Annotated in this window: 16 protein-coding genes and 1 pseudogene; 12 read left to right on the plus strand and 5 right to left on the minus strand. The window is 73.3% G+C overall.

Going from position 1 to position 21,088, the window contains the following annotated elements:
* Nucleotides 1-84: 84 nt before the first annotated feature.
* Complete coding sequence (locus ABVB68_RS31415; protein ID WP_353604571.1) at nucleotides 85-660, minus strand: TetR/AcrR family transcriptional regulator; 576 nt, start codon at nucleotides 658-660, stop codon at nucleotides 85-87.
* A gap of 270 nt (nucleotides 661-930) precedes the next feature.
* Between ABVB68_RS31415 and ABVB68_RS31420 the strand changes: the two are divergent.
* From ABVB68_RS31420 to ABVB68_RS31435, 4 genes and pseudogenes are all read left to right on the plus strand, one after another.
* Nucleotides 931-1,479, plus strand: a pseudogene (locus ABVB68_RS31420) ((2Fe-2S)-binding protein); the annotation flags it as partial.
* Nucleotides 1,480-1,637: 158 nt separating this feature from the next.
* A complete protein-coding gene (locus tag ABVB68_RS31425; protein WP_353604572.1) occupies nucleotides 1,638-2,630 on the plus strand; it encodes an FAD binding domain-containing protein in 993 nt (330 codons plus the stop codon).
* Entirely contained in the window at nucleotides 2,627-4,801 is a 2,175-nt protein-coding gene (locus tag ABVB68_RS31430) for a xanthine dehydrogenase family protein molybdopterin-binding subunit (RefSeq protein ID WP_353604573.1), read from the plus strand. The genes ABVB68_RS31425 and ABVB68_RS31430 overlap by 4 nt, the downstream gene beginning before the upstream one ends.
* Nucleotides 4,794-6,038 (plus strand): XdhC family protein, encoded by a 1,245-nt coding sequence (locus tag ABVB68_RS31435; RefSeq protein ID WP_353604574.1) that lies wholly within the window; start codon nucleotides 4,794-4,796, stop codon nucleotides 6,036-6,038. Before ABVB68_RS31430 ends, ABVB68_RS31435 begins: the two co-directional genes overlap by 8 nt.
* A gap of 227 nt (nucleotides 6,039-6,265) precedes the next feature.
* On the opposite strand, the gene ABVB68_RS31440 is transcribed toward ABVB68_RS31435, so the two are convergent.
* On the minus strand, nucleotides 6,266-8,122 hold the full coding sequence (locus ABVB68_RS31440) for a pectate lyase-like domain-containing protein (protein WP_353604575.1): 1,857 nt from the start codon (nucleotides 8,120-8,122) through the stop codon (nucleotides 6,266-6,268).
* Nucleotides 8,123-8,415: 293 nt separating this feature from the next.
* Here ABVB68_RS31440 and ABVB68_RS31445 point away from each other — a divergent pair, with 293 nt between their 5' ends.
* The 5 genes from ABVB68_RS31445 to ABVB68_RS31465 all read left to right on the plus strand — a co-directional run bounded on the left by ABVB68_RS31445 (nucleotide 8,416) and on the right by ABVB68_RS31465 (nucleotide 16,004).
* Nucleotides 8,416-9,489 (plus strand): DUF1996 domain-containing protein, encoded by a 1,074-nt coding sequence (locus ABVB68_RS31445; protein ID WP_353604576.1) that lies wholly within the window; start codon nucleotides 8,416-8,418, stop codon nucleotides 9,487-9,489.
* A gap of 125 nt (nucleotides 9,490-9,614) precedes the next feature.
* On the plus strand, nucleotides 9,615-11,369 hold the full coding sequence (locus tag ABVB68_RS31450; RefSeq protein WP_353604577.1) for a discoidin domain-containing protein: 1,755 nt from the start codon (nucleotides 9,615-9,617) through the stop codon (nucleotides 11,367-11,369).
* A 31-nt stretch (nucleotides 11,370-11,400) separates the two neighbouring features.
* Nucleotides 11,401-13,842 carry a glycoside hydrolase family 3 C-terminal domain-containing protein gene (locus tag ABVB68_RS31455; RefSeq protein WP_353604578.1) on the plus strand — a complete coding sequence of 814 codons (2,442 nt, stop codon included), beginning with the start codon at nucleotides 11,401-11,403 and terminating at the stop codon, nucleotides 13,840-13,842.
* Between the two features lie 63 nt (nucleotides 13,843-13,905).
* Nucleotides 13,906-14,946, plus strand: a complete 1,041-nt coding sequence (locus ABVB68_RS31460) for a LacI family DNA-binding transcriptional regulator (protein WP_353604579.1) — start codon at nucleotides 13,906-13,908, stop codon at nucleotides 14,944-14,946.
* Nucleotides 14,947-15,209: 263 nt separating this feature from the next.
* Nucleotides 15,210-16,004 carry an SDR family NAD(P)-dependent oxidoreductase gene (locus tag ABVB68_RS31465; protein WP_353604580.1) on the plus strand — a complete coding sequence of 265 codons (795 nt, stop codon included), beginning with the start codon at nucleotides 15,210-15,212 and terminating at the stop codon, nucleotides 16,002-16,004.
* A gap of 281 nt (nucleotides 16,005-16,285) precedes the next feature.
* Here ABVB68_RS31465 and ABVB68_RS31470 read toward each other — a convergent pair whose 3' ends face one another.
* Together ABVB68_RS31470 and ABVB68_RS31475 are read right to left on the minus strand one after the other, a co-directional pair.
* Nucleotides 16,286-16,633: a DUF1330 domain-containing protein gene (locus ABVB68_RS31470; RefSeq protein WP_353604609.1), complete on the minus strand. Its 348-nt coding sequence runs from the start codon at nucleotides 16,631-16,633 to the stop codon at nucleotides 16,286-16,288.
* A 169-nt stretch (nucleotides 16,634-16,802) separates the two neighbouring features.
* Nucleotides 16,803-17,009: a hypothetical protein gene (locus tag ABVB68_RS31475; protein ID WP_353604581.1), complete on the minus strand. Its 207-nt coding sequence runs from the start codon at nucleotides 17,007-17,009 to the stop codon at nucleotides 16,803-16,805.
* Between the two features lie 209 nt (nucleotides 17,010-17,218).
* On the opposite strand from ABVB68_RS31475, the gene ABVB68_RS31480 reads away from it, so the two are divergent.
* The 3 genes from ABVB68_RS31480 (at nucleotide 17,219) to ABVB68_RS31490 (ending at nucleotide 18,465) form a co-directional block, all read left to right on the plus strand.
* On the plus strand, nucleotides 17,219-17,476 hold the full coding sequence (locus tag ABVB68_RS31480; RefSeq protein ID WP_353604582.1) for a DUF6400 family protein: 258 nt from the start codon (nucleotides 17,219-17,221) through the stop codon (nucleotides 17,474-17,476).
* On the plus strand, nucleotides 17,463-17,720 hold the full coding sequence (locus ABVB68_RS31485; protein WP_353604583.1) for a hypothetical protein: 258 nt from the start codon (nucleotides 17,463-17,465) through the stop codon (nucleotides 17,718-17,720). The genes ABVB68_RS31480 and ABVB68_RS31485 overlap by 14 nt, the downstream gene beginning before the upstream one ends.
* A 169-nt stretch (nucleotides 17,721-17,889) precedes the next feature.
* Nucleotides 17,890-18,465 (plus strand): hypothetical protein, encoded by a 576-nt coding sequence (locus ABVB68_RS31490; protein WP_353604584.1) that lies wholly within the window; start codon nucleotides 17,890-17,892, stop codon nucleotides 18,463-18,465.
* A gap of 110 nt (nucleotides 18,466-18,575) precedes the next feature.
* Here the strand turns inward: ABVB68_RS31490 and ABVB68_RS31495 are convergent, their stop codons facing one another.
* Nucleotides 18,576-20,993 (minus strand): SpoIIE family protein phosphatase, encoded by a 2,418-nt coding sequence (locus tag ABVB68_RS31495; RefSeq protein ID WP_353604585.1) that lies wholly within the window; start codon nucleotides 20,991-20,993, stop codon nucleotides 18,576-18,578.
* Between the last annotated feature and the right edge of the window lie 95 nt (nucleotides 20,994-21,088).

Below are 21,088 nucleotides of genomic sequence, written 5' to 3' on the forward strand. Positions count from 1 at the left end.
ACCCGCGACCGCCTGCGGCGCCGCGGCGCTCAACGACCCGGCGCCCCGTGCGCAGGCCGTCCAGCGCCCTCGGCGCCGCGGCGCTCAACGGCCCGGCGCCCCCGTGCGCAGGCCGTCCATGACCAGATCGAGGAGCCGGGTGGCGCGTGGCTGCCAGTCCTCGTGCGGGGCGAGCTGCCACAGACCGGCGATGGCCAGGAGAAAGTCGTCCGCGGTGACTCCGGGGCGGATGGTGCCGGCCTGCTCGTTGGCGCGCAGCAGCAGTTCCGCCGCGGAGGACACCGGCGTGTGGGCGGGCTTCGCCGGGCTCCCGGGCGTGCCGGTGACCTGGCGGATCGCGTCGGCCAGGCCGGCCTTGGCCAGGGCGAACTCGGCGAGCCGGTCCATCCAGGCCCGCAGCGCCCGTTCGGGATCAAGGGTCGCGAGCAGCTGGGCGGCGCTGTCGGCGACCTGCTGCATCTCGTGGCGGTAGACCTCCAGGACGAGGGCCTCGCGGTTGGGGAAGTTGCGGTAGAACGTGCCCTGCCCGACCCCGGCCTTCCTGGCGATCACGCTCAGCGGTGCGCCGGCGCAGTGCGTCAGCTCGACGAGTGCCACCTGCAGGATGCGCTCGCGGTTGCGCTGCGCGTCGGAGCGCAGGGGTGCGTCCTTCTTCGGCACTCGTCCTCCTCGGGTTCCGTGGCCGAACCCTGCCCTTGATAACCGGACAGTTGTCCGTTACGGTTTCCTTCATGCGGACAGCTGTCCGGTTGTGTCCACGATAGCCACGGACGCCTCCTCACGGCAGTCGCCGGTCCCCACCTTCGGCGGCGCCGGCGCACCGCACCGCTCGGCCCTGCGGCACCGGGCCCGTACCACGCACCTTCCACGACGGCCGATCCGTCCGGCCACCGGCCCCCATCTGTCCTGGAAACGCGAAAGAAGCTGACCATGGCCCGATCGACGACCAGTGTCATCACGTCCAGCGTCATCACTCTGAAGATCAACGGCGAGAGGTACACGCTGCCCGTCGACCACCGCACCACCCTGCTCGACGCACTGCGCGAGCGCCTCGACCTGACTGGCACCAAGAAGGGCTGCGACCAGGGGCAGTGCGGCGCCTGCACCGTTCTCCTGGACGGCCGCCGGGCCGTCGCCTGTCTGCAACTGGCCGTGGCCGCCGAGGGCCGGGAGATCACCACCATCGAGGGCGTCGCCGACGGCGAGCGGCTGCACCCGGTGCAGCAGGCGTTCCTCGACCTGGACGGTTTCCAGTGCGGCTACTGCACCCCCGGCCAGATCTGTGCGGCCATCGGGGTGATCCGGGAACACGCGGCGGGCTGGCCGAGCGCCGTCACCGCCGACGTCCGCCCCGAGGCGGGACCCCCACCCCTGACCGCCGAGGAGATCCGTGAGCGGATGAGCGGCAACCTGTGCCGCTGCGGCGCGTACGTCTCGATCGCCGAGGCGGTGGCCCGCGCCGCCGAGACCGCGACGGACCCGGACGGGGACACCGGGACGCGCCCGGGCGGCGACACCGGCACGTACGGGGACGGGGGCACCGGCACGCACCCGCACGGGGACACCGGGGTACCCCCGCGGAAGCACACCGAGGCGCACGGGGGCCCCGCGGCCGAGTGCGCGAAGGAGGTCGCGGCATGAGGGAGTTCGGCTATCAGAGGGCGTCCGACGTCGCCGGTGCCGTCGCACTGCTCGGCGCCGACCCGGACACGCGCCCGCTCGGCGGCGGCACCAACCTCGTCGATCTCATGAAGACCGGTGTCGAACGCCCCGCCCGGCTCGTCGACATCCGCGAACTCCCGCTCGACGACATCGAGTCGACGCCGGAGGGCGGTCTGCGCATCGGCGCCACCGTCACCAACGGCGACCTGGCCGCCCACCCCGAAGTACGGCGCCGCTACCCGGCACTCGCGCAGGCCGTGCTGGCGGGCGCGTCCGGGCAGCTGCGCAACATGGCCACCGTCGGCGGGAACCTGCTGCAGCGCACCCGCTGCGGCTACTTCACCGACGTCACCCAGCCCTGCAACAAGCGTGTCCCCGGCAGCGGTTGCCCGGCCGTCGAGGGCGACCACCACAACCACGCCGTCCTGGGCGCCTCCGAGCACTGCGTCGCCGTCCACCCTTCGGACATGGCCGTCGCGCTCACCGCCTTCGACGCCGTCGTCCACTACGAAACCGCCGCCGGAGCGGGGGAGTTGCCGCTCGGCTCGTTCTACCTGCCCGTCGGGGAGACCCCGCACCGCGAGACCGCTCTGCCACCGGGCGCCCTCATCACCGGCGTCACGCTGCCCCCCGTACCCACCGCCGTGAACTCCCGCTACCGCAAGGTGCGCGAGCGTGCCTCGTACGCCTTCGCCATCGGCTCGGTCGCCGCCGCCCTCGACGTCCAGGACGGTGTCGTCCGGGACGCGCGCCTCGCCCTCGGCGCCGTCGCCTCGCGCCCGTGGCGGGCCCGCGCCGCCGAACGCGTCCTCATCGGCGCCCCGGCCCGCGCCGAGACCTACGCGGCCGCCGCGGACGCCGAACTGACCGCGGCACGGCCGCTGCCCCACAACGCGTACAAGGTGACCCTCATGCGCAACCTGATGGTGGCCGTACTGACCGAACTCGCCGAGGAGGCCGCCCGATGACCGCCGTCACCACCGGCACGCCCACACCGACACCCTCGGTCGGCCGCGCGCACACCCGGATCGAGGGCCGCGACAAGGTCACCGGCGCCGCCCGCTACGCGGCGGAGGTCCCCTTCGACGGCCTCGCGCACGGCTGGCTGGTGCTGTCCACGGTCGCCCGCGGCCGCATCCGCGCCGTCGACGCCGAACCCGTCCTCGCCATGCCGGGCGTCCTCGCGGTCCTCGACCACCGCAACGCCCCGCGCCTCGACACCGATTACATCGGCCTGCTGGGCACGCGGCCGGACCCGACCTGCGCCGTCTTCCAGCACGACCGGGTGCCGCACCGGGGCTGGCCGGTGGCACTGGTCGTCGCCGAGACCTCCGAGCAGGCCCGAGAGGCGGCGGAGGCACTCGTGGTGCACTACGAACAGGAGCCCCACGACGTCGGTTTCCGGAGCGGCCACCCGGACGCCTACGCGCTCGACAGCCACGGACCGGCGGTCACGGAGAAGGGCGACCTCGCCGCCCAGCTGGCGGCCTCGGCCGTCGTCGTGGACGCCGAGTACACGACCCCCGAGGAACACCACAACCCGATGGAGCCCCACGCGGCCACCGCCCGCTGGGAGGGCGGCCGGCTGGAGGTGATCGACTCCAACCAGGGTGCCACCTGGGTCGTCGGCGAACTCGCGAACCTCTTCTCGCTCGACCCGGCCTCCGTGCGCGTACGCTCCGAACACGTCGGCGGCGGCTTCGGCAGCAAGGGCGTCCGCGCCCACCAGGTCGCCGCCGTCATGGCCGCGACCGTTCTGCAGCGCCCGGTACGCGTCGTGCTGACCCGCCGTCAGATGTTCTCGCTGGCCGGCTACCGCAGCCCCACCGCCCAGCGGGTCAGGCTCGGCGCCGACGCCGACGGACGCCTGCGCGCCCTGGAGCACGGCTCGCTCAGCCTCACCTCGACCGTGCACGAGTTCGTCGAATCGAGCGCCGGCGCGGCCCGGGTGATGTACGACGCCGACGCCCACCACACGGCCAACCGCGTCGTACGGCTCGACGTGCCGACCCCGACGTGGATGCGCGCCCCGGGCGAGGCGCCGGGCTCGTTCGCGCTGGAGGCGGCGCTGGACGAACTCGCCGAGAAGTGCGGGCTCGACCCGATCGAGCTGCGTCTGCGCAACGAACCCGCCAAGGGGCCGGTATCCGGCCTGCCGTTCGCCGGCCGCAACCTGCCCGCCTGCTTCCGGGAGGGCGCCCGACGGTTCGGCTGGGCGGACCGCGACCCGCGTCCGGGACTGCGCCGCGACGGCCGCTGGCTGCTGGGCACGGGCACCGCGGCGGCCTCCTTCCCCGCGGGCGCCGCACCGTCCACGGCCACCGTGACCGCGCACCCGGACGGCGGCTTCACCGTCCGCATCTCCGCCGCCGACATCGGCACCGGCGCCCGCACGGCGCTCACCCTGCTGGCCGCGGACGCGCTGCGCGTCGCCCCGGAACGCGTCCGGGTGCTCATCGGGGACAGCGACTTCGGGCCGGCGATGATCGCCGGTGGCTCGATGGGCACCCGCTCCTGGGCCTGGGCGGTCACGGCCGCCGCCGCCGAACTGCTCGACCGCCTCGCCCACGGCACCGGCATCCCGCCGGAGGGCATCACCGTGCGGTCGGACACCGCGGCGGCCATCGGCGCCCTCCCTCCGGCCGAACGCCATTCCTTCGGGGCCCAGTTCGCCGAGGTGGCCGTGGACACCGCCACCGGTGAGGTGCGCGTGCGACGAATGCTGGGCGTCTTCGCCGCGGGCCGGATCGTCAACCCGCTCACCGCACGCAACCAGTTGCTGGGCGGCATGATCTGGGGCATCTCCATGGCCCTCCACGAGGAGGCCGTCCGGGACCGCGCCTCGGGTGGCCACGTCGGCGCCGACCTCGCGGGGTACCACGTGGCCACGCACGCCGACGTGCCGCACATCGAGGCCCACTGGATCGAGGACCACGATCCGCGGGACCCGGTCGGGATCAAGGGCATCGGCGAGATCGGCGTCGTGGGAGCGGCGGCCGCCGTCGCCAACGCGGTCTGGCACGCGACCGGCGTACGGCACCGCAGCCTCCCCATCCGCCCGGACCGCGTCCTGACGGACACCGGTGGAGCGAGGCCCGGGACGCGGACGCCGCCGGACGGGGGAGCGCCGGATGCTTGACGTGGCCGAGGAACTGGGCCTCTGGATGCGGGAGGGCCGGGACTTCGCCGTCGCCACCGTCGTGGCCGTCGGCGGCAGCGCGCCGCGCGGTCCCGGCGCCGCCCTCGCCGTCGACGCCGGGGGCACGGTCGTCGGCTCCGTCTCCGGCGGCTGTGTCGAGGGCGCGGTGTACGACCTGTGCCTGCGAGCCCTCGAAACGGACGAGAGCGTCACCCAGTCCTTCGGCTACAGCGACGAGGACGCCTTCGCCGTGGGACTGACCTGCGGTGGGACCATCGACGTACTGATCACACCGGTCAGCGGCCGGCGGCCGGACCGGGCGGTCCTGGCGGCGGCGGTGTCGGCCGCCGGCCGGGGCGAGCCGGCGGCCCTGGTGCGGGTGGCCCGCGGTCCGGCCGAACTCCTCGGCCGGGCCCTGCTGGTGCGGGACGACGGCACGTACGCCGGCGACCTCGGTGGCCGTCCCGAGCTGGACCGGACGGCGGCGGCCGAGGCCCGGGCCCTGCTGGAGGCGGGGCGCACCGGCACCGTGGACGTCTCGGCGGACGGTTCGCACTGCCCCGGCGGTCTCACCCTGCTGGTCGAGTCGCACCGGCCGCCCCCGCGGATGATCGTCTTCGGCGCGGTCGACTTCGCGTCGGCGCTGGCACGGGCCGGGAAGTTCCTCGGCTACCACGTCACCGTCTGCGACGCCCGCCCCGTCTTCGCCACGCCGGCCCGCTTCCCCGAGGCCGACGAGGTCGTCGTCGACTGGCCGCACCGCTATCTGCGGCGCACCACGACCGACGCCCGTACGGTCCTGTGCGTGCTGACCCATGACGCGAAGTTCGACGTGCCCCTGCTGAAAGAGGCCCTCGCCATGCCGGTGTCGTTCGTCGGCGCCATGGGCTCACGCCGCACCCACGAGGACCGCGAGCGGCGGCTGCGGGCCGAAGGCGTGGGCGAGCGGGAGCTGGCCCGGCTGCGGTCCCCGATCGGCCTCGATCTCGGTGCGCGAACACCCGAGGAGACCGCCCTGTCGATCGCGGCGGAGATCGTCGCCGCCCGCCGGGGCGGGACGGGCCTCCCCCTCACCGGCTCACGCACGCCGATCCACCGCGAACGGCCCCCCGGCGAACCGGCGGACCCCGCACGCGACATCACCGCCCACCGAACTGCTCCGTCCGGGGGCGGCTCCGGACGGAAGGGGCCGTCACCGGCGAAGTCCCCGCCCGCCCGCGCGCGTAGCCGGTCCTGAGGCCGGTCCGGCACTTCGCGTCGTGGGGCGGACGGGAACGGCCGGACCGGCCCCAGGCCCTGTCTGACAATGCGCGTCTGCCGCGCGACGCCCTGCACGCACTCTCGCCGCACCGGCCCCAGACCCGAGTACGTCCCGTACGAGCGCCTGGGGCCGGCACGCCGAGAGCACGCACCTGACGCCGCGCGGCCGCCCTTCGGGCGACGACGAGAATTGTCAGACAGGACCTACGGGTAGGACACCACCGTGGAGGGGGTCGTGGACGTTCCCGACGTCGGGGCTCCCGTCTCGTTGATCACGTGCTCGTACTGGCCGTTGCCGCCGAGCGAGACCACCAGCAGGCCGTGGAACCGCACGCCCGGCCGGTTCGGCGCGGCGAAGCCGTTGTGCTGCACGATCGACGGGTTGACGTTGTAGTAGCAGTAACTGCCCAGGCCCCAGCCCTCGTGCGCGGTGACCGCGTCGCCGACCTTGTACGCCGCGTAACCCTTGACCGAGCCGTTCTGGACGGCGGCCTGGTTCGGGGCGTCGTAGGCCTTCTCGTTCTGGAAGAAGATCGTGCGGCCGCGCTGGCCGTTCCACTGCACGTCGTACTTGTTGAAGTGCTCCACGAACAGGCCGGTGCACAGCACGTCGTCGCCGTTGACCACGACACCGTAGTCGGCGCGGTTGGTCTCCCAGCCGACCCCGGTGCCGTGGTCGGCGCGCCAGACCCAGGTGTGGTCGACGATGGTGTGCCGGCTGTTGATCACCATGCTCGTGGTCGCCTTGCCGGCGCCCGCGCCGCCGATGCGCACGAAGACGTCCTGCACGGTGGTCGGGTTGGCGGAGTGGTCCGCCGAAGCGCCCGCCGGGCCGACCTCCAGCAGGGTGGCGGAGTTGACCGGGCCGGCGTCGACGAGGAACCCGGCGAGCCGCACCCCGTCGACGTCGGCGACCTTCAGCACCGTGGACCCGTTGTCGGGTACGAGGGTGGCGTAGCCCAGGCCGAGGACCACGGTGTTGGCCCGGTCGACCCGGATCGGCTGGTCGACGTGGTAGACGCCCGGCGTCAGCAGCAGGTGAAGTCCCTGGGCGAGCGCCTGGTTCAGGGTCGCCGCGCTGACGCCCGGCTTCGCGACGTAGAACTGCGACAGCGGCAGGGAGGTGCCCCTCGGGGTGCCACTGCCCCAGGTGACCCCTCGCGCGCCCGTCCGCTTCTCCGGCAGGAAGACCCGGAACTCGGTCCCGCTGACGTAAAGGAACGGTTTCTCGCGGGAGACCGGGGTGGTGTCGAGCGTGGTGTACGGCGGGTTCGGGAAGCTCTGCGCCGGCGCGCCCTGGACGCCCGAGAACACCATGTTCCACACGCCGTTGAGCCAGCCGCCGACGACGCTGTCACGGGTGTACCACTGCTGCTGCGAGTACGGGCCGACCTGACCGTCGATCCGGCTGTCCGCGATGTAGCCGCCGCTCGCCCAGCCGTAGCCGGACGGGGCGAGGTTGAGGCCGCCTCGCACGTGCATCCGGCGGAAGGGCGCCGCCTGGGCCACCGCCCACCGGTTCGTGCCGTTCACGGGGACCAGGGCCAGGTTCTCCGCCGAACGCCAGAAGTTCTGCGTCGCGTTGCCGTTGAACCAGCCGGCGTCGACCGTGACGTCACCGTTGATCGTCGTGTCGTCGGGAGAGAGGCCGAGGCCCGCGATGGAGGTGTAGAAGCCGAGCTGGGCGTTGAGGCCGTTGTACGTGCCGGGCTTGAACAGCAGGGCGTACCGGCCGGTGCCGAACTGCGCCGACTCCTGCTGGTGGAAGACCTGGTCCAGCTTGGCCTGGATGCCGGGCGTGGCGGGGTCGAACACGAGCACGTTGGGGCCGAGGTCGCCTCCACCGGGCAGGGCGCGGACAGAGGCGCGCGCCGCGCCGGCCGCCCGGGCGGGCGTGGACACGCCGGCCAGCACGGGCACCGCGGCGGCCGCCGCACCGAGAACGGCCCGGCGGCCGACGGACGGCGCGGCGGAGGCGGAAGAGGAGGCGGGGGAGGAAGGCGATTCGGAGGAGGAAGGCGTGGAGGGAGAAGACGGCGAGGCGGGGGATGCGGGGGGCATGCGCGGCTCTCCTTGTTCAGGAAATGAACGAAGCGGGGTGGGGGAGCGCTCTCTCGACGTTGGATGTTTCATTGACGTGAACGATGCGTCAAGAGTTGCAACCGAACTCGCACGTACGGTGCCTGATTCCGCGTCACCTCGCCACCGAGCTTTCGGGAAGTGAGCGAACGGGTCTGCTGATCCTTTGGTCGATTGCCTTGACACCCTCCGGCCACCGCCCAACACTCCAGCAGTGGGAGAGCGCTCTCCCAGCTCCGTCCGTCCTCCATCTCCCCTCCTGCCGAGGAGCCCCCATGTCACGGAGATCGAAGATCCTTTCGGGCGCACTGGTCACCTCCGCCCTGGTACTCGCCTCGTACGGCGTCACCGGAGTCGCCGCGTCCTCCACTCCCCGCGCCGCCGCCGGGGCGGCCACGCATACCGGACACACCATGGCGCTGTCGACGGCCTCCTCGCCCGACGACCCCGACGGCGACGGCTACATCCCCGCCGACCCGCCCGTCACCGGCACTCCGTCCACACAGACGCCGCCGCACCGCTACTTCCACGAGTTCCAGGCCAACTGCGCGGTCAGCCACTCCCGGCCGGACGACCCGATCGTCTACCCGCAGCAGCCCGGTAAGTCCCACGACCACACGTTCATGGGCAACACCACCACCAACGCGAGCAGTTCGACGGCCTCACTGAGCGCGGGCGGCACCACCTGCAAGGCGCCCGGAGACCTGTCCGGGTACTGGATGCCCACCCTCTACAACGGCGACCAGCAGATCCTGCCCGTCGGCCCGCAGGTCATCTACTACAAGGCCGGTGTCACCGACTACACCAGCGTCCGCCCCTTCCCCAAGGGACTGAGGTTCGTCGTCGGCGACCCGATGCAGACCGCGGACGAGTTCCGCCACCACCGCGGCTTCGTCGAGGGCTGGGAGTGCGGCGACAGCTACTTCAACACCGAGTTCCCCGCGACCTGCCCGAACCGCGCCGACGTCCGGCTCAACATCCGCTTCCAGGCACCCAGTTGCTGGGACGGCAAGTACCTGGACACCCCCGGCCACCGGAGCCACATGGCCTACCCCGTGGTCAAGCCCGGCACGAACGACAACATGTGCCCCGCCGACCACCCGGTGGCCCTGCCGATGATCGAGTTCAAGATGGCGTTCCCCGTCAACGGAGACATGTCGCGGGTGCGGCTGGCCAGCGGATCCGGGCACAGTTTCCACTACGACTTCTTCAACGCCTGGGACGACCGCACGCTCAAGGCGCTGGTCGACCACTGCATCGTCGGCGGTCTGCAGTGCGACGCGCGCGGTTACGACGAGACCCACCCCGAGGCGGGCGCCGCCCTGAACGCCGACTACCGCCTGCCGTAACGGCCGCCCGCCCTCCCCGCCTCCCCGCGTCGTCCCGGCACCCGCTCCCCACCCGCTCGCACGTCCCGCCGACGCCGGCCCCCACTCCCCGCGCCACCCGCACCCCTCACGGAGAACCCACCACCATGACCCCACCACCACGCGCCCGCGCGCGCCGCCTGGCCGCGCCCCTCACCGCCGGCATGCTGGCCGCCGGCGCCCTCACCGCCCTGCCGGCCGCGCAGGCCCACGCGGCCGGCAGCGTCGTCAAGGTGACCGGCACCCAGGGCAACTGGCAGCTGACCGTGGACGGCCGGCCGTACCAGGTCAAGGGCCTGACCTGGGGCCCGTCCGTGGCCGACGCCGACCGGTACCTGCCCGACCTGAAGTCCATGGGCGTCAACACGATCCGCACCTGGGGCACCGACGCCACCAGCAAAGCGCTGTTCGACTCCGCCGCCGCACACGGCGTCAAGGTCATCGCCGGTTTCTGGCTCCAGCCCGGTGGCGGCCCCGGCAGCGGCGGCTGTGTCGACTACGTGACCGACACCGCCTACAAGAACCAGATGCTGGACGAGTTCCCCAAGTGGGTGCAGACCTACAAGGACAACCCCGGCGTTCTCATGTGGGACGTCGGCAACGAATCGGTGCTCGGACTCCAGAACTGCTACAGCGGAACGGAGCTGGAGCGGCAGCGCGACGCCTACACCACCTTCGTGAACGACGTCACCAAGAAGATCCACGCCGTCGACCCCAACCACCCCGTGACCTCCACGGACGCCTGGGTGGGCGCGTGGCCCTACTTCAAGAGGAACGCGCCGGACCTCGACCTGTACGCCGTCAACTCCTACAACGCGGTCTGCGACGTGAAGGCCGCCTGGGAGCAGGGCGGTTACGGCAAGCCCTACATCGTCACCGAGACGGGCCCGGCCGGCGAGTGGGAGGTGCCCGACGACGCCAACGGCGTACCGCTGGAACCGGGCGACCGGGCCAAGGCCGACGGATACACCCGGGCATGGGGCTGCGTCACCGGGCACAAGGGCGTCGCGCTCGGCGCCACGATGTTCCACTACGGCACCGAGTACGACTTCGGCGGCATCTGGTTCAACCTGCTGCCCGCCGGGGAGAAGCGGCTGTCGTACTACGCCGTCAAGCGTGCCTACGGCGGGGACACCTCGCACGACGACACCCCGCCCGTCATCTCCGAGCTGACCGTCGGGGGCGACCCGGGCAGGGTGCAGGCGGGCCGCGACCTGACCCTGACCGTCAAGGCCACCGATCCCGACGGGGACCCGATCGGCTACGAGGTCCTCGTCAACAGCATGTACATCGACCAGGGCAAGAACCTCGCCTCCCTGCCCTTCACCGACCTCGGCGGTGGCCGTCTGAGGATCACCGCACCCGACCGGCCCGGAGTGTGGAAGGTCTACGTCAAGGCGAAGGACGGCCACGGCAACGTCGGCGTCGAGACCCGCTCCCTCAGGGTCGTCCCGCCCACCCCGAGCGGCACGAACATCGCACTCGGCAGGCCCGCCACCGCCTCCTCCTTCCAGCCGGGCTACGGCGACTGCCCCTGCCCGGCCGCCAACGCCGTCGACGGGAACCAGACCACGCGCTGGGCCAGTGACTGGAGCGACCCGCAGTGGATCCGGGTCGACCTCGGCGCCCGCACCACGTTCCGGCACGTCCAGCTGCTGTGGGAGACCTCGTACGCGAAGGCGTACACCGTGCAGACCTCCGACGACGGGCAGAACTGGCAGACCGTGCGCACGGTGACGGACGGCAACGGCGGCGTCGACGACTTCGACGCCACCGGAACCGGCCGCTACGTCCGCGTCAACGGCACCGCCCGCGGGACGGGCTACGGCTACTCGCTCTACGAGTTCGGCGTCTACAGCTGACCCGGGCGGTCGGCGACGACAGGAGGTGGGGATGACCGACGAGGACGAACTCGACCGGCTGCTGGACAAACTGACCCTCCGCTCCCGGGTCCGGCTGCTCAGCGGCGCCACCACCTGGCGCACCGCCGCCGAACCGGACCTGGGTCTCGGTGAGCTGGTGCTGTCCGACGGTCCCGCCGGCGTGCGCGGGGAGAGCTGGGACGAACGGGCCACGTCCGTCCTGCTGCCCTCCGCCTCCGCGCTCGCCGCCACCTGGGACGAACGGCTGGTCGAGGAACTCGGCGGTCTCCTCGCCTCCGAGGCCCGGCGCAAGGGCGTGCACGTCGTGCTCGCCCCCGACCTCAACCTCCACCGCACCCCCCTGGCCGGCCGGCACTTCGAGTGCTTCTCGGAGGACCCGCTGCTCACCGGCCGGATGGGGGCCGCCCTGATCCGCGGTGTGCAGGCGCACGGCGTCGCCGCGACCGCCAAGCACTTCGTGGCCAACGACGCCGAGACCGACCGGCTGACGGTCGATGCGCGGATCGACGAGCGAACCCTCCGCGAGGTCCACCTCGCGCCGTTCGAGGCGGCGGTCCGGGCCGGGGTCCGCCTGGTGATGGCCGGATACAACCGGCTGAACGGCACCACCATGACCGCCCACCCGCTGCTGACGGCACCCCTGAAGGACGAGTGGGGGTTCGACGGCGTCGTCGTCTCCGACTGGGGCGCCGTCCGCGGCACCCGGGACACCGCGCGGGCCGGACTCGACCTGGAGATGCCCGGGCCCGCGGGTGAGTGGGGCGAGGCACTGGTCCGGGCCGTGGAGGCCGGCGAGGTCGCGGAAGGGGCCGTGGCCGACAAGGTGCGCCGCCTGCTGCGGCTGGCCGCCTGGTGCGGAGTGCTCGGCGGACCGCACCGGCCGGCCCGGCCGCACCTGCGGCCCCGGCAGGCCCGGGCCCTGACCCGGCGGGCCGTCGCGGCCGGAGCCGTCCTGCTGGCCAACCGGGATGTCCTGCCGCTGGACCCCGCCCGCCTCCGCACGATCGCCGTCATCGGCGCGCCCGCCGCCCGCACCCGCACCCAGGGCGGCGGCAGCGCCGGCGTCTTCCCGCAGGACGAGGTGTCGATCCTGGACGGCCTGCGGGAGGCCCTGCGCGGCCGGGCCCGGGTCGTGCACGTCCCCGGCCCGGCGCCGGACGGCCCGCCCCCACCCCTGGACGGGGGCGTCGGCTCCGACCCGCGCAGCGCCCTCCCCGGCGTGCTGCTGCGCGTACTCGACGCCTCCGGCACCGAGCTCTACGCCGGACACCGCGCAGGCGGACGGCAGTTGGAGCCGCCGATGCCGGCGGGGGCGCACACCGTGGAGATCAGCGCCCGGCTGCGTCCGCGGACCTCGGGCGCCTGGCGGATCGGCATCGCGGGATTCGGCCTCCTCAGCCTCCACCTCGACGAACACCCGCTCCTCCAAGGCGAGTTCGCCACCACCACGGACGACCCCGCCGTGATCCACGTGAGCCCGCCCACCCGGACCGTCACCGCCCGGCTGACCGCCGGTACGGCCCCGCTGCTGGTCGCCCGCCGCCAACTCGCCTCCGGCACCGGCCGCGCCACGGTCGTGAGTGCGGCACCGATCGGACCCGACGCCCCGGCGGCCCTGGCGGGTGCCGCCCGGGCGGCACGGGAGGCGGACGCGGCCGTGGTGGTCGTCGGCACCGGCGAACAGCACGAGTCCGAGGGACGCGACCGGACGCACCTCGCGCTCGGCGCGGGCCAGGACGCCCTGGTCCGCGCCGTCGCCCGGGCCAACCCGCGCACGGTGGCCGTGGTCAACAGCGGCGGCCCGGTGGAACTGCCCTGGCGGGACGAGGTCGGTGCACTGCTCCTGGCCTGGTTCCCCGGTCAGGAAGGGGGCGGCGGCCTGGCCGACGTGCTGCTCGGCCGCACGGAGCCCGGCGGCCGGCTGCCCACCACCTGGCCCGCCCGCCTCGCCGACGCCCCCGTCACCCGCACTCGACCCGACGCCGGCCGCCTCCCTTACGAGGAGGGCCTGCACACCGGCCACCGCGGCTGGCTGCGCGCCCGGCGCACCCCGGCCTACTGGTTCGGGCACGGACTCGGCTACACGACGTGGGCCTACGAGGACCTGTCGGGGCCGGCGGAGCCGGTGGCGGGCGACGACGTCACCGTACGCGTGCGGCTTCGCAACACCGGGCCGCGGGCCGGACGGGAGGTGGTGCAGGTCTACCTCTCCCGCCACGCGACGACCACCGTCGAGTACCCGCGGCGGTGGCTCGCCGGGTGGACGGCGGTGTGGGCCCGGCCCGGTGAGCCGGTCGTCGCACAGGTGCGCATCCCGGCCCGCGCCCTGAGCCACTGGGACGTCCGCGCGGGCGGCTGGCGCACCGAACCGGGACCCTGCCGGGTGCTCGACGGCCGCTCGGCGGGCGAGCTGCCGCTGACCCTGGAGGTACGGGTGCGCGCACGGACCTGAGAGCGGCCCCCGCACCGGAGAGCGCTCTATCCCCGTAGACCGCCGGGCCGTTAGGGTGCTGGCATGAGCAGACAGGCCCCGACCCTGGAGGACGTCGCCCGGGAGGCGGGTGTCTCCCGGGCCACCGTGTCCCGGGTCGTCAACGGTGTACGCAACGTGGACCCGGCGATCCAGGAACTGGTCCGGCGGGCCATCGATCGGACCGGGTACGCACCCAACCGGGCCGCCCGCTCGCTGGTCACCCGCCGGGCCGAGACCGTGGCACTGGTGGTGTCCGGAGCCGGTGACGCCTCCGAGGAGGACCAGGCCGCCTTCGCCGCCCGGGTGTTCGCGGACCCGTTCTTCGGCCGGGTGGTCGCCGGGATCGTCGGCTTTCTGCGGCCCCGCTCCGTGCACCCGGTCCTGATGTTCGCCGAGTCGGCCGAGTCCCGCCAGGAGGTGCTGACCTACCTGCGGCAGGGGCGGGCCGACGGCGCGCTGGTGGTCTCCAGCCACGCGGACGACCCGCTGCCCGCGCTCCTGGCCGGGGCCCGGTTGCCCACGGTGCTCTTCGCCCGCCCCTCGCGTCCGGTGCCGCTCAGTTATGTCGACCTGGCCCACCGGGACGGCGGCCGGCTCGCCGCCGAGCACCTGCTCGCCCGGGGCTGCCGCCGACTCGCCACGATCAGCGGCCCGTTGGCGGTCGCCGCGAGCCAGGAACGGCTGGCCGGCTTCCGCGACACCCTCGCCCGGCACGGCCACCCCCACGTCCCCGTCGCCGAGGGCGGCTTCACCCTCGGCAGCGGCGGCGCCGCCATGACCGACCTGCTGGCCGCACACCCGCACCTGGACGGCGTGTTCGCGGCCAACGACCTCATGGCCCAGGGCGCCTGCCAGGTGCTGCGGGAACACGGCCGGCGGATACCCGAGGACGTCGCCGTCGTCGGCTTCGACGACTCCACCGTCGCCGTCACCTGCCGGCCCGGGCTGACCACCGTCCGTCAGCCCGTGGAGGACATGGCCGCGGCGATGGCCCGCCTGCTCGACGAACACATCCACGGCGCGCGCACCGAACCGACGTCGATCGTCTTCGACCCCGAGCTCGTGGTGCGGGAGTCGGCCTGACGGCGACCGTGGCACCGCGCGGAGGGGGAGCCGGCCGTGGGAGTCGGCCTGACGGCACGACCGTGGCGGGGAGTACGTGAGGCCGGGGGCCTCAGGTGTGAGACGTGAGGCGCGGGCCCCGCGGGGTGAGGCGCGGGGCCCGGGATGATGTCGGGCCCCCGAAAGGCCGATCGCGCTCGCGCCCTTGCGCTGTTCGCCGGGCCGGGCCCCCACACTTGGCGGACTGCGGTATTCGGTCGTGAACGAAGGGAACCCGTCCGCTCATGCACATCGACCTGACAGGACGCACCGCCCTGGTCACCGGTTCCACGCAGGGCATCGGAGCGGCCGCGGCCGTCGCCCTCGCCCGGGCGGGAGCCCGTGTGGGCATCAACGGCCGCGACGAACGGCGGGTGGCCGACCGGGTGGAGTCGCTCGCCGGCGAGGCACCCGGCGCCGACCTGGTGCCGGTGGCGGCGGACGTGTCCACGGACGAAGGCGCGCGCCGGGTGACCGAGCTGCTGCCGGAGGTGGACATCCTCGTCAACAACCTGGGTATCTTCGGCGCCGTCGACGCGCTGGAGATCACCGATGACGAATGGCGGCGCTATTTCGAGGTGAACGTCCTCGCCGCCGTACGGCTGACCCGGCTCTATCTGCCCGGCATGACCGAACGCGGCTGGGGGCGCGTGCAGTACGTGGCCAGCGATTCCGCCGTCGTCATCCCGGCGGAGATGATCCACTACGGCATGTCGAAGACCGCACTGCTCGCGGTGGGCCGCGGCTTCGCCAAGAAGGCGGCGGGCACGGGCGTCACGGTGAACTGCGTCATCGCGGGGCCCACGCACACCGCCGGCGTCGAGGACTTCGTCTACGAGCTGGTCGACCGCGAACTGCCCTGGGACGAGGCGCAGCGCACGTTCATGCGCGAGCACCGCCCGCAGTCCCTGTTGCAGCGCCTGATCGAACCGGAGGAGATCGCCCACATGATCGTCTACCTCAGTTCCGAGCAGGCATCGGCCACGACCGGAGGGGCCCTCAGGGTCGACGGCGGATACGTCGACTCGATCCTGCCCTGACGGTGGCGCGCGGGAACGGCCGGTGATGAGATCGGCCGCGGCCACCGGCTACCTGGCCGGACACCCGGACGCCACAGCCGCCCAGGTCGCGTCGGCACTGACCGGCGCGGCGGCCTCCGGCAAGACGGGCGACCCGGGCGCCGGAACGCCCGACAGCCTGCTGAAGGTGACGGAGCGGGCGTCGCTCTCGCCCGGCACCGCGCGCACCCCGGCACCTCCCCGGCCGGTGGACCCCGGCCGGGACGGGTTCGCCCGGGCCGGGCGGGGGAGCACGGTGTGCCTCAGGAGGCCGCCAGGCCGTCCAGCATCGCCTTGGCGGTCACGGCCGCGTCGTAGTCCTCGCTCACCCCGGGCACGAGGATGATGTCGCCCCCGATGTGCCGCGAGCGCAGTGGGGCGATCTCCTGGTAGGCGGCGGAGTCCCACCAGGCCCGGGCGCGTTCGATCGACGGGAAGCCGATCACGACGACGTGTCCGGGCCAGCTGCCCTCCTTCACCTCGTGCGTGCCGGCGTGCACGAGGAACCGGCCGCCGTACGGTTCGAAGGTCCCCGTGATACGCGTGATGTACTCGGCGATCTCAGCGTGCGGTGCGGCTTCCCGCAGGTGGGCTATCGCGTAGGCGGACATGGCATCCTCCCGGACCGGGGTCGGCTGGCTGTCGATGTCCATGACTCTGCCACCGGGGCGGTGCCGGGGTCGATGACCTGTCAGGTAAGGGGGAACGGCGCGACCCGGATCCGGCGAAGCCCTCCCGGCACGCGGTGGCCGGGTGGCGTCCGGACGTCGTTCCCGTCCGTCACCTGCCCGCGAGGCCCGTGGGCAGGAGCGTCTGGAGCGAGGTGGCGGGGTGGCCCACCTCCAGCGATCCCAGGAGACCGTTCAGGAGGGACGCGCCAGGAGCCCCGGAGGACGGGACGGGGTGCTGGGCGGCGGCCTCGGCGGCGGGCGCGGCGGCCAGGAGAGCGGCGGCCACGACGGTGACACATGCGAGCTTCTTGATCATGTGCGGCCTAACGACCGGTGTCCGGAAGGGAAACGCTCGCCGATAGGCCGACCGGGTGCCATCACCTCGTGCCGGGCGCGGGGGCGGCAAGGGACCGGGACCCGGTGCCGTACGTCCCCCGCACATGGCCCCCGTCGCACCACCGACCTGCTGTGATGTGCCCCACCTGCTCTTGTCGTCACGGTGAAGGCGTACCTAAGTTCGGTGGTATGTCCCCCCATGACCCCACCCCTCCCAGCGAGCCGGTCGACTTCGCCGTCGACCTCACCGGTCACGAGATGGTCCGGCGGGCCCACGTCATGGAGGCGCTCGGCCCCGGCTGGGACCCCGTCGAGATGCTGCGTCGCGAAGAGGCGGCGTACGACCTCCTGTACTCCGGGCTCGACGAGGAACAGCAACGGGTGTACGACCTCCTCGTCTCGGCGGGTGTCCTCCCACGACGCGGAGACGGCCGTGCTTCCGCTTGACCCGCAGGCGGACATCGGGCGCCGCGCCTGGGTGACCTGCCCGAACTGCGAGGACCACCGCGGCTGCCCCACCTGCGAGCAGGGCCGCAGGTGCACGGACCACTGGCGCTACATGCTCGCCAACACCGGCAGTCTCCTCCACCTGCAGTGCCCCTCGTGCACCCACATCTGGGACCACGAGACGGGCTTCGGTGCCACGCGCACCCAGTGGACCCGCACGAAGAGCGGCCGGTTCCGGCACTGACCACACCCCTCGGTCACTCCGGGCGGTGCGCCCCGCGCCCTGTACGTGTGTCCCCGGGTGGTGCGCGCTGTACGTGTGTGTTCCCGGGCGGTGCGCCGTGTGCGTGTGCTCGGCTCGACGTGCCGACGTGGTCGTTGCGTCCGTGCGGCGGCGTCGTCACCGTGGTCGGGTGATTCTCGTTCCGTGGTGGCTGTGGGCGCGCGGGCCGGTGGTCCGGGCCCTGGGCGCGGGGCTCGCCGCCGGGGTCTTCTTCGGGGCTTTCGTGCTGGTGGAGTCGGGGTCCTGGGCCGGCGCGCTCGTGGTCCTCGTGGTGCTGGGCCTGTTCTACGGAGTCCGGGTGGCCCGTCGGATGGCCGGGCTCTGGCCCGCGGCCCGGCACATGAACTCCGCCGACCGCGCGGCCGTGGTACGGGCCACCCGCCGGGGCGAGGCGGTCGGGGACCCCCGGCTGGCGCCGTCGGTCGCCCAGTACGCCGACGCCCTGCGCCGCGGTGCCGAGGAGGACCTGGCGCGCCGCTGGATCGTCGTGCTCGTCAGCGTGTTCGCGGTCGTTCTCGCGGTGTACGACACCCTCATGGGCACCAGGGGCGAGATGATCGCCTCCTGGCTGGTGGTGGTGCTCTTCCTGGCCGACCTGCTGTGGTGGCCCCGCAGACGGGACCGCCTGCTGGCCCGGTCCGGCCGAGCGGCGGCGGCATCGGCGCGCCGCCCGCCGGCCGCGGGCAGTGCACCGCAAGACTCCTGACGAGCCGACGAGCCGACGAGCCGACGAGCCGACGAGCCGACGAGCCGACGAGCCGACGAGCCGAGGGGCCGAGGGGCCGAGGGGCCGAGGGGCCGAGGGGCCCACGAGTCTCACGGTGGGGGACAGCCGGGCAGCTGCTGTTCCGCCCAGATGGTCTTGCCCGTGGCCGTGTACCGCGTGCCCCAGCGCTGGGCGACCTGCGCGACCAGGAACAGGCCGCGACCTCCCTCGTCCGTGCTCCGTGCCCGGCGCAGGCGCGGGGAGGTGTTGCTGGCGTCCGAGACCTCGCAGATGAGGGTCCGCTCGTGGATCAGGCGGAGCCCGATCGGTCCCGACGCATGCGTGATGGCGTTCGTGACCAGTTCGCTCACGATCAGCTCGGTGGTGAAGGCGACGTCCTCCAGCCCCCAATCGGCCAGCTGGCACGCGGTCCGCTCGCGCACCTCGTGCACCGCCCGGGGCTCGGCGGGCACCTCCCACGAGGCCACGCGGTCGGGGGTCAGGGCGCGGGTGCGGGCGACCAGGAAGGCGACGTCGTCGTGCGGGTGCTCCGGCAGCAGGATGCGGACCATCGTGTCGCAGATCTCCTCCAGCGGCCGGTCGGGGTGGGCCAGGGCGAAGCACAGCCGCTCGAAGCCGACGTCGACGTCGCGGTCCGAGGCCTCGATCAGGCCGTCGGTGTAGAGCGCGATCACACTGCCCTCCTCCAGCTCGATCTCGGCCGACTCGAAGGGCAGACCGCCCAGCCCCAGTGGGGGGCCGGCGGGGATGTCGGGCAGTTCGACCGGTTCGCTGAGGTGGGCGATGGCGGGTGTGGGATGCCCGGCGCGGGCCACGTTGAGTTTCCGCGAGATCGGGTCGTACACCGCGTAGACGCAGGTCGCGCCGATCACCATCGGGTTGTCCGTGGCCGCTTCCGCCTCGTCGGCCTGGCGCAGTACGAGGTCGTCGAGGTGTGCGAGCAGTTCGTCGGGCGGCAGGTCGAGGTCGGCGAGGGTCTGCACGGCAGCCCGCAGCCGCCCCATGCTGGCCGCGGCGTGGATGCCGTGGCCGACGACGTCCCCCACGACCAGGGCGACGCGGGCGCCGGACAGTGGGATGACGTCGAACCAGTCGCCGCCCACGCCCGCCTCGGCATCGGTCGGCAGATAGCGGTAGGCGACGTCGACGGCGCAGTGATCGGGCAGGACGGGTGGCAGAAGGCTGGTCTGCAGGGCGAGGGCGGCGTTGTGCTCGCGGACGAAACGCCGGGCGTTGTCCACGCACACCGCCGCGCGCGCCACCAGCTCCTCGACGAGCAGCAGGTCGTCCTCGTCGATCGGGTCGCGGTTCTCCCAGCGCAGCAGCGTGACCACTCCCATGGTCTCGCCCCGCGCACGCAGCGGTACGACCAGATGGGTGTGCACGCCCAGCCGGCCCAGCTTGGCCCGGCGCTGCGGGTCGCCGGCGAGCCACCACGTGGTCGCGTCCAGCATCGGATCGCGGATCGGCCGGCCGGTGGTCAGGCAACGGCGTTGCGGGGAGTCGGGCGGATACCCGCTGGGCTCCCCGATGGGGACGACCGTCTCCGGCAGATCGTCCCGGATCGACAGGTGGGCCGCCCGCTGCAGCGTGCCGTGGCCGACCGGTCCGCAGGCCAGGTCCTTGGCCGCGAGGACGCCGCGGAACAGGTCGATCGCGACGAAGTCGGCGAGCTGCGGCACCAGGACCTCGGCGAGTTCCTGCACGGTGCGGTCGAGGTCCAGGGTGGTGCCGATGCGCTGCGCCGCCTCGTTGACCAGGGCGAGCCGCTCGCGGGCCCGGTCCCGGGCGTCGACCTCGACGGCGGTGTGGCACACCCCGAGGGTCTTGCCCGCGACGTCCCGCAGCGGGAACGACGAGCGGAGCCTGAGGTGGTCCTGCGTCTTGCGCCGGTACATGCCGGGCGGCGACGTCACGTGTTCCAGGGCCGGAGTCACCCGCCCCCACATCAGCACCTGGCGTGCCTGCCAGTCCACGGCGGGCGGCACCTCGCCCGCTTCCGGTGGCCCGTCCGTGGCACCGGAGCCGTTGGGGTGCGCCAGGCCCTCCATCGTCGCCAGCACCCGGTTCACCCACTGGAAACGCAGTTCCGTGTCGAGGACGCCGATCCCGATGGGCGACTCCTCCAGCAGGCCGCGCACCACCGCCTGGTCCAGCTCCCACTGGCGTGCGGAGGTGACGTCACAGGCCACGGCGAGCCAGCCGGAGCCCAGCTCGGCGTGCAGCGGGCAGGCCCGTACGGCGAGCTGCACGCCATGGCCGGCCCGGTGGCGCAGGGTGACCAGGCCCTCCCAGCCGTCCCGGACCCGGTGGGCTCCGGACAGCGCGGACGCCGGAGACTCCCGGGTCGCCAGGACGGACGTCACGGGTCGCCCCAGCACCTCGGCCGCCGGATGACCGAGCAGGGCCTCCGCCTGCGCGCTCCAGAACCGGATCGTGCCGTGCGCGTCCACCAGGGCGACCGCGGCCGACGTGATGTCGAACGGATCGCCTCGCCGATCGTTCACCGTATCCCTGAGACCCATGCTGTCGGCCCCATCCGCGGGCGGGTTTTCCTTGCACAACGGTCTCACATGGCCCCTCGTGTGTCTCCGCGCGCGAA

This window comes from Streptomyces sp. NPDC096012 (genome assembly GCF_040426375.1).
GTDB lineage: Bacteria > Actinomycetota > Actinomycetes > Streptomycetales > Streptomycetaceae > Streptomyces.

Coding starts and splice junctions, on each gene's coding strand:
- ABVB68_RS31475 (WP_353604581.1), bottom strand. CDS start 17,009: ATGATCAAGAAGCTCGCATGTGTCACCGTCGTGGCCGCCGCTCTCCTG.
- ABVB68_RS31480 (WP_353604582.1), top strand. CDS start 17,219: ATGTCCCCCCATGACCCCACCCCTCCCAGCGAGCCGGTCGACTTCGCC.
- ABVB68_RS31470 (WP_353604609.1), bottom strand. CDS start 16,633: ATGTCCGCCTACGCGATAGCCCACCTGCGGGAAGCCGCACCGCACGCT.
- ABVB68_RS31460 (WP_353604579.1), top strand. CDS start 13,906: ATGAGCAGACAGGCCCCGACCCTGGAGGACGTCGCCCGGGAGGCGGGT.
- ABVB68_RS31430 (WP_353604573.1), top strand. CDS start 2,627: ATGACCGCCGTCACCACCGGCACGCCCACACCGACACCCTCGGTCGGC.
- ABVB68_RS31445 (WP_353604576.1), top strand. CDS start 8,416: ATGTCACGGAGATCGAAGATCCTTTCGGGCGCACTGGTCACCTCCGCC.
- ABVB68_RS31450 (WP_353604577.1), top strand. CDS start 9,615: ATGACCCCACCACCACGCGCCCGCGCGCGCCGCCTGGCCGCGCCCCTC.
- ABVB68_RS31465 (WP_353604580.1), top strand. CDS start 15,210: ATGCACATCGACCTGACAGGACGCACCGCCCTGGTCACCGGTTCCACG.
- ABVB68_RS31435 (WP_353604574.1), top strand. CDS start 4,794: ATGCTTGACGTGGCCGAGGAACTGGGCCTCTGGATGCGGGAGGGCCGG.
- ABVB68_RS31455 (WP_353604578.1), top strand. CDS start 11,401: ATGACCGACGAGGACGAACTCGACCGGCTGCTGGACAAACTGACCCTC.
- ABVB68_RS31440 (WP_353604575.1), bottom strand. CDS start 8,122: ATGCCCCCCGCATCCCCCGCCTCGCCGTCTTCTCCCTCCACGCCTTCC.
- ABVB68_RS31425 (WP_353604572.1), top strand. CDS start 1,638: ATGAGGGAGTTCGGCTATCAGAGGGCGTCCGACGTCGCCGGTGCCGTC.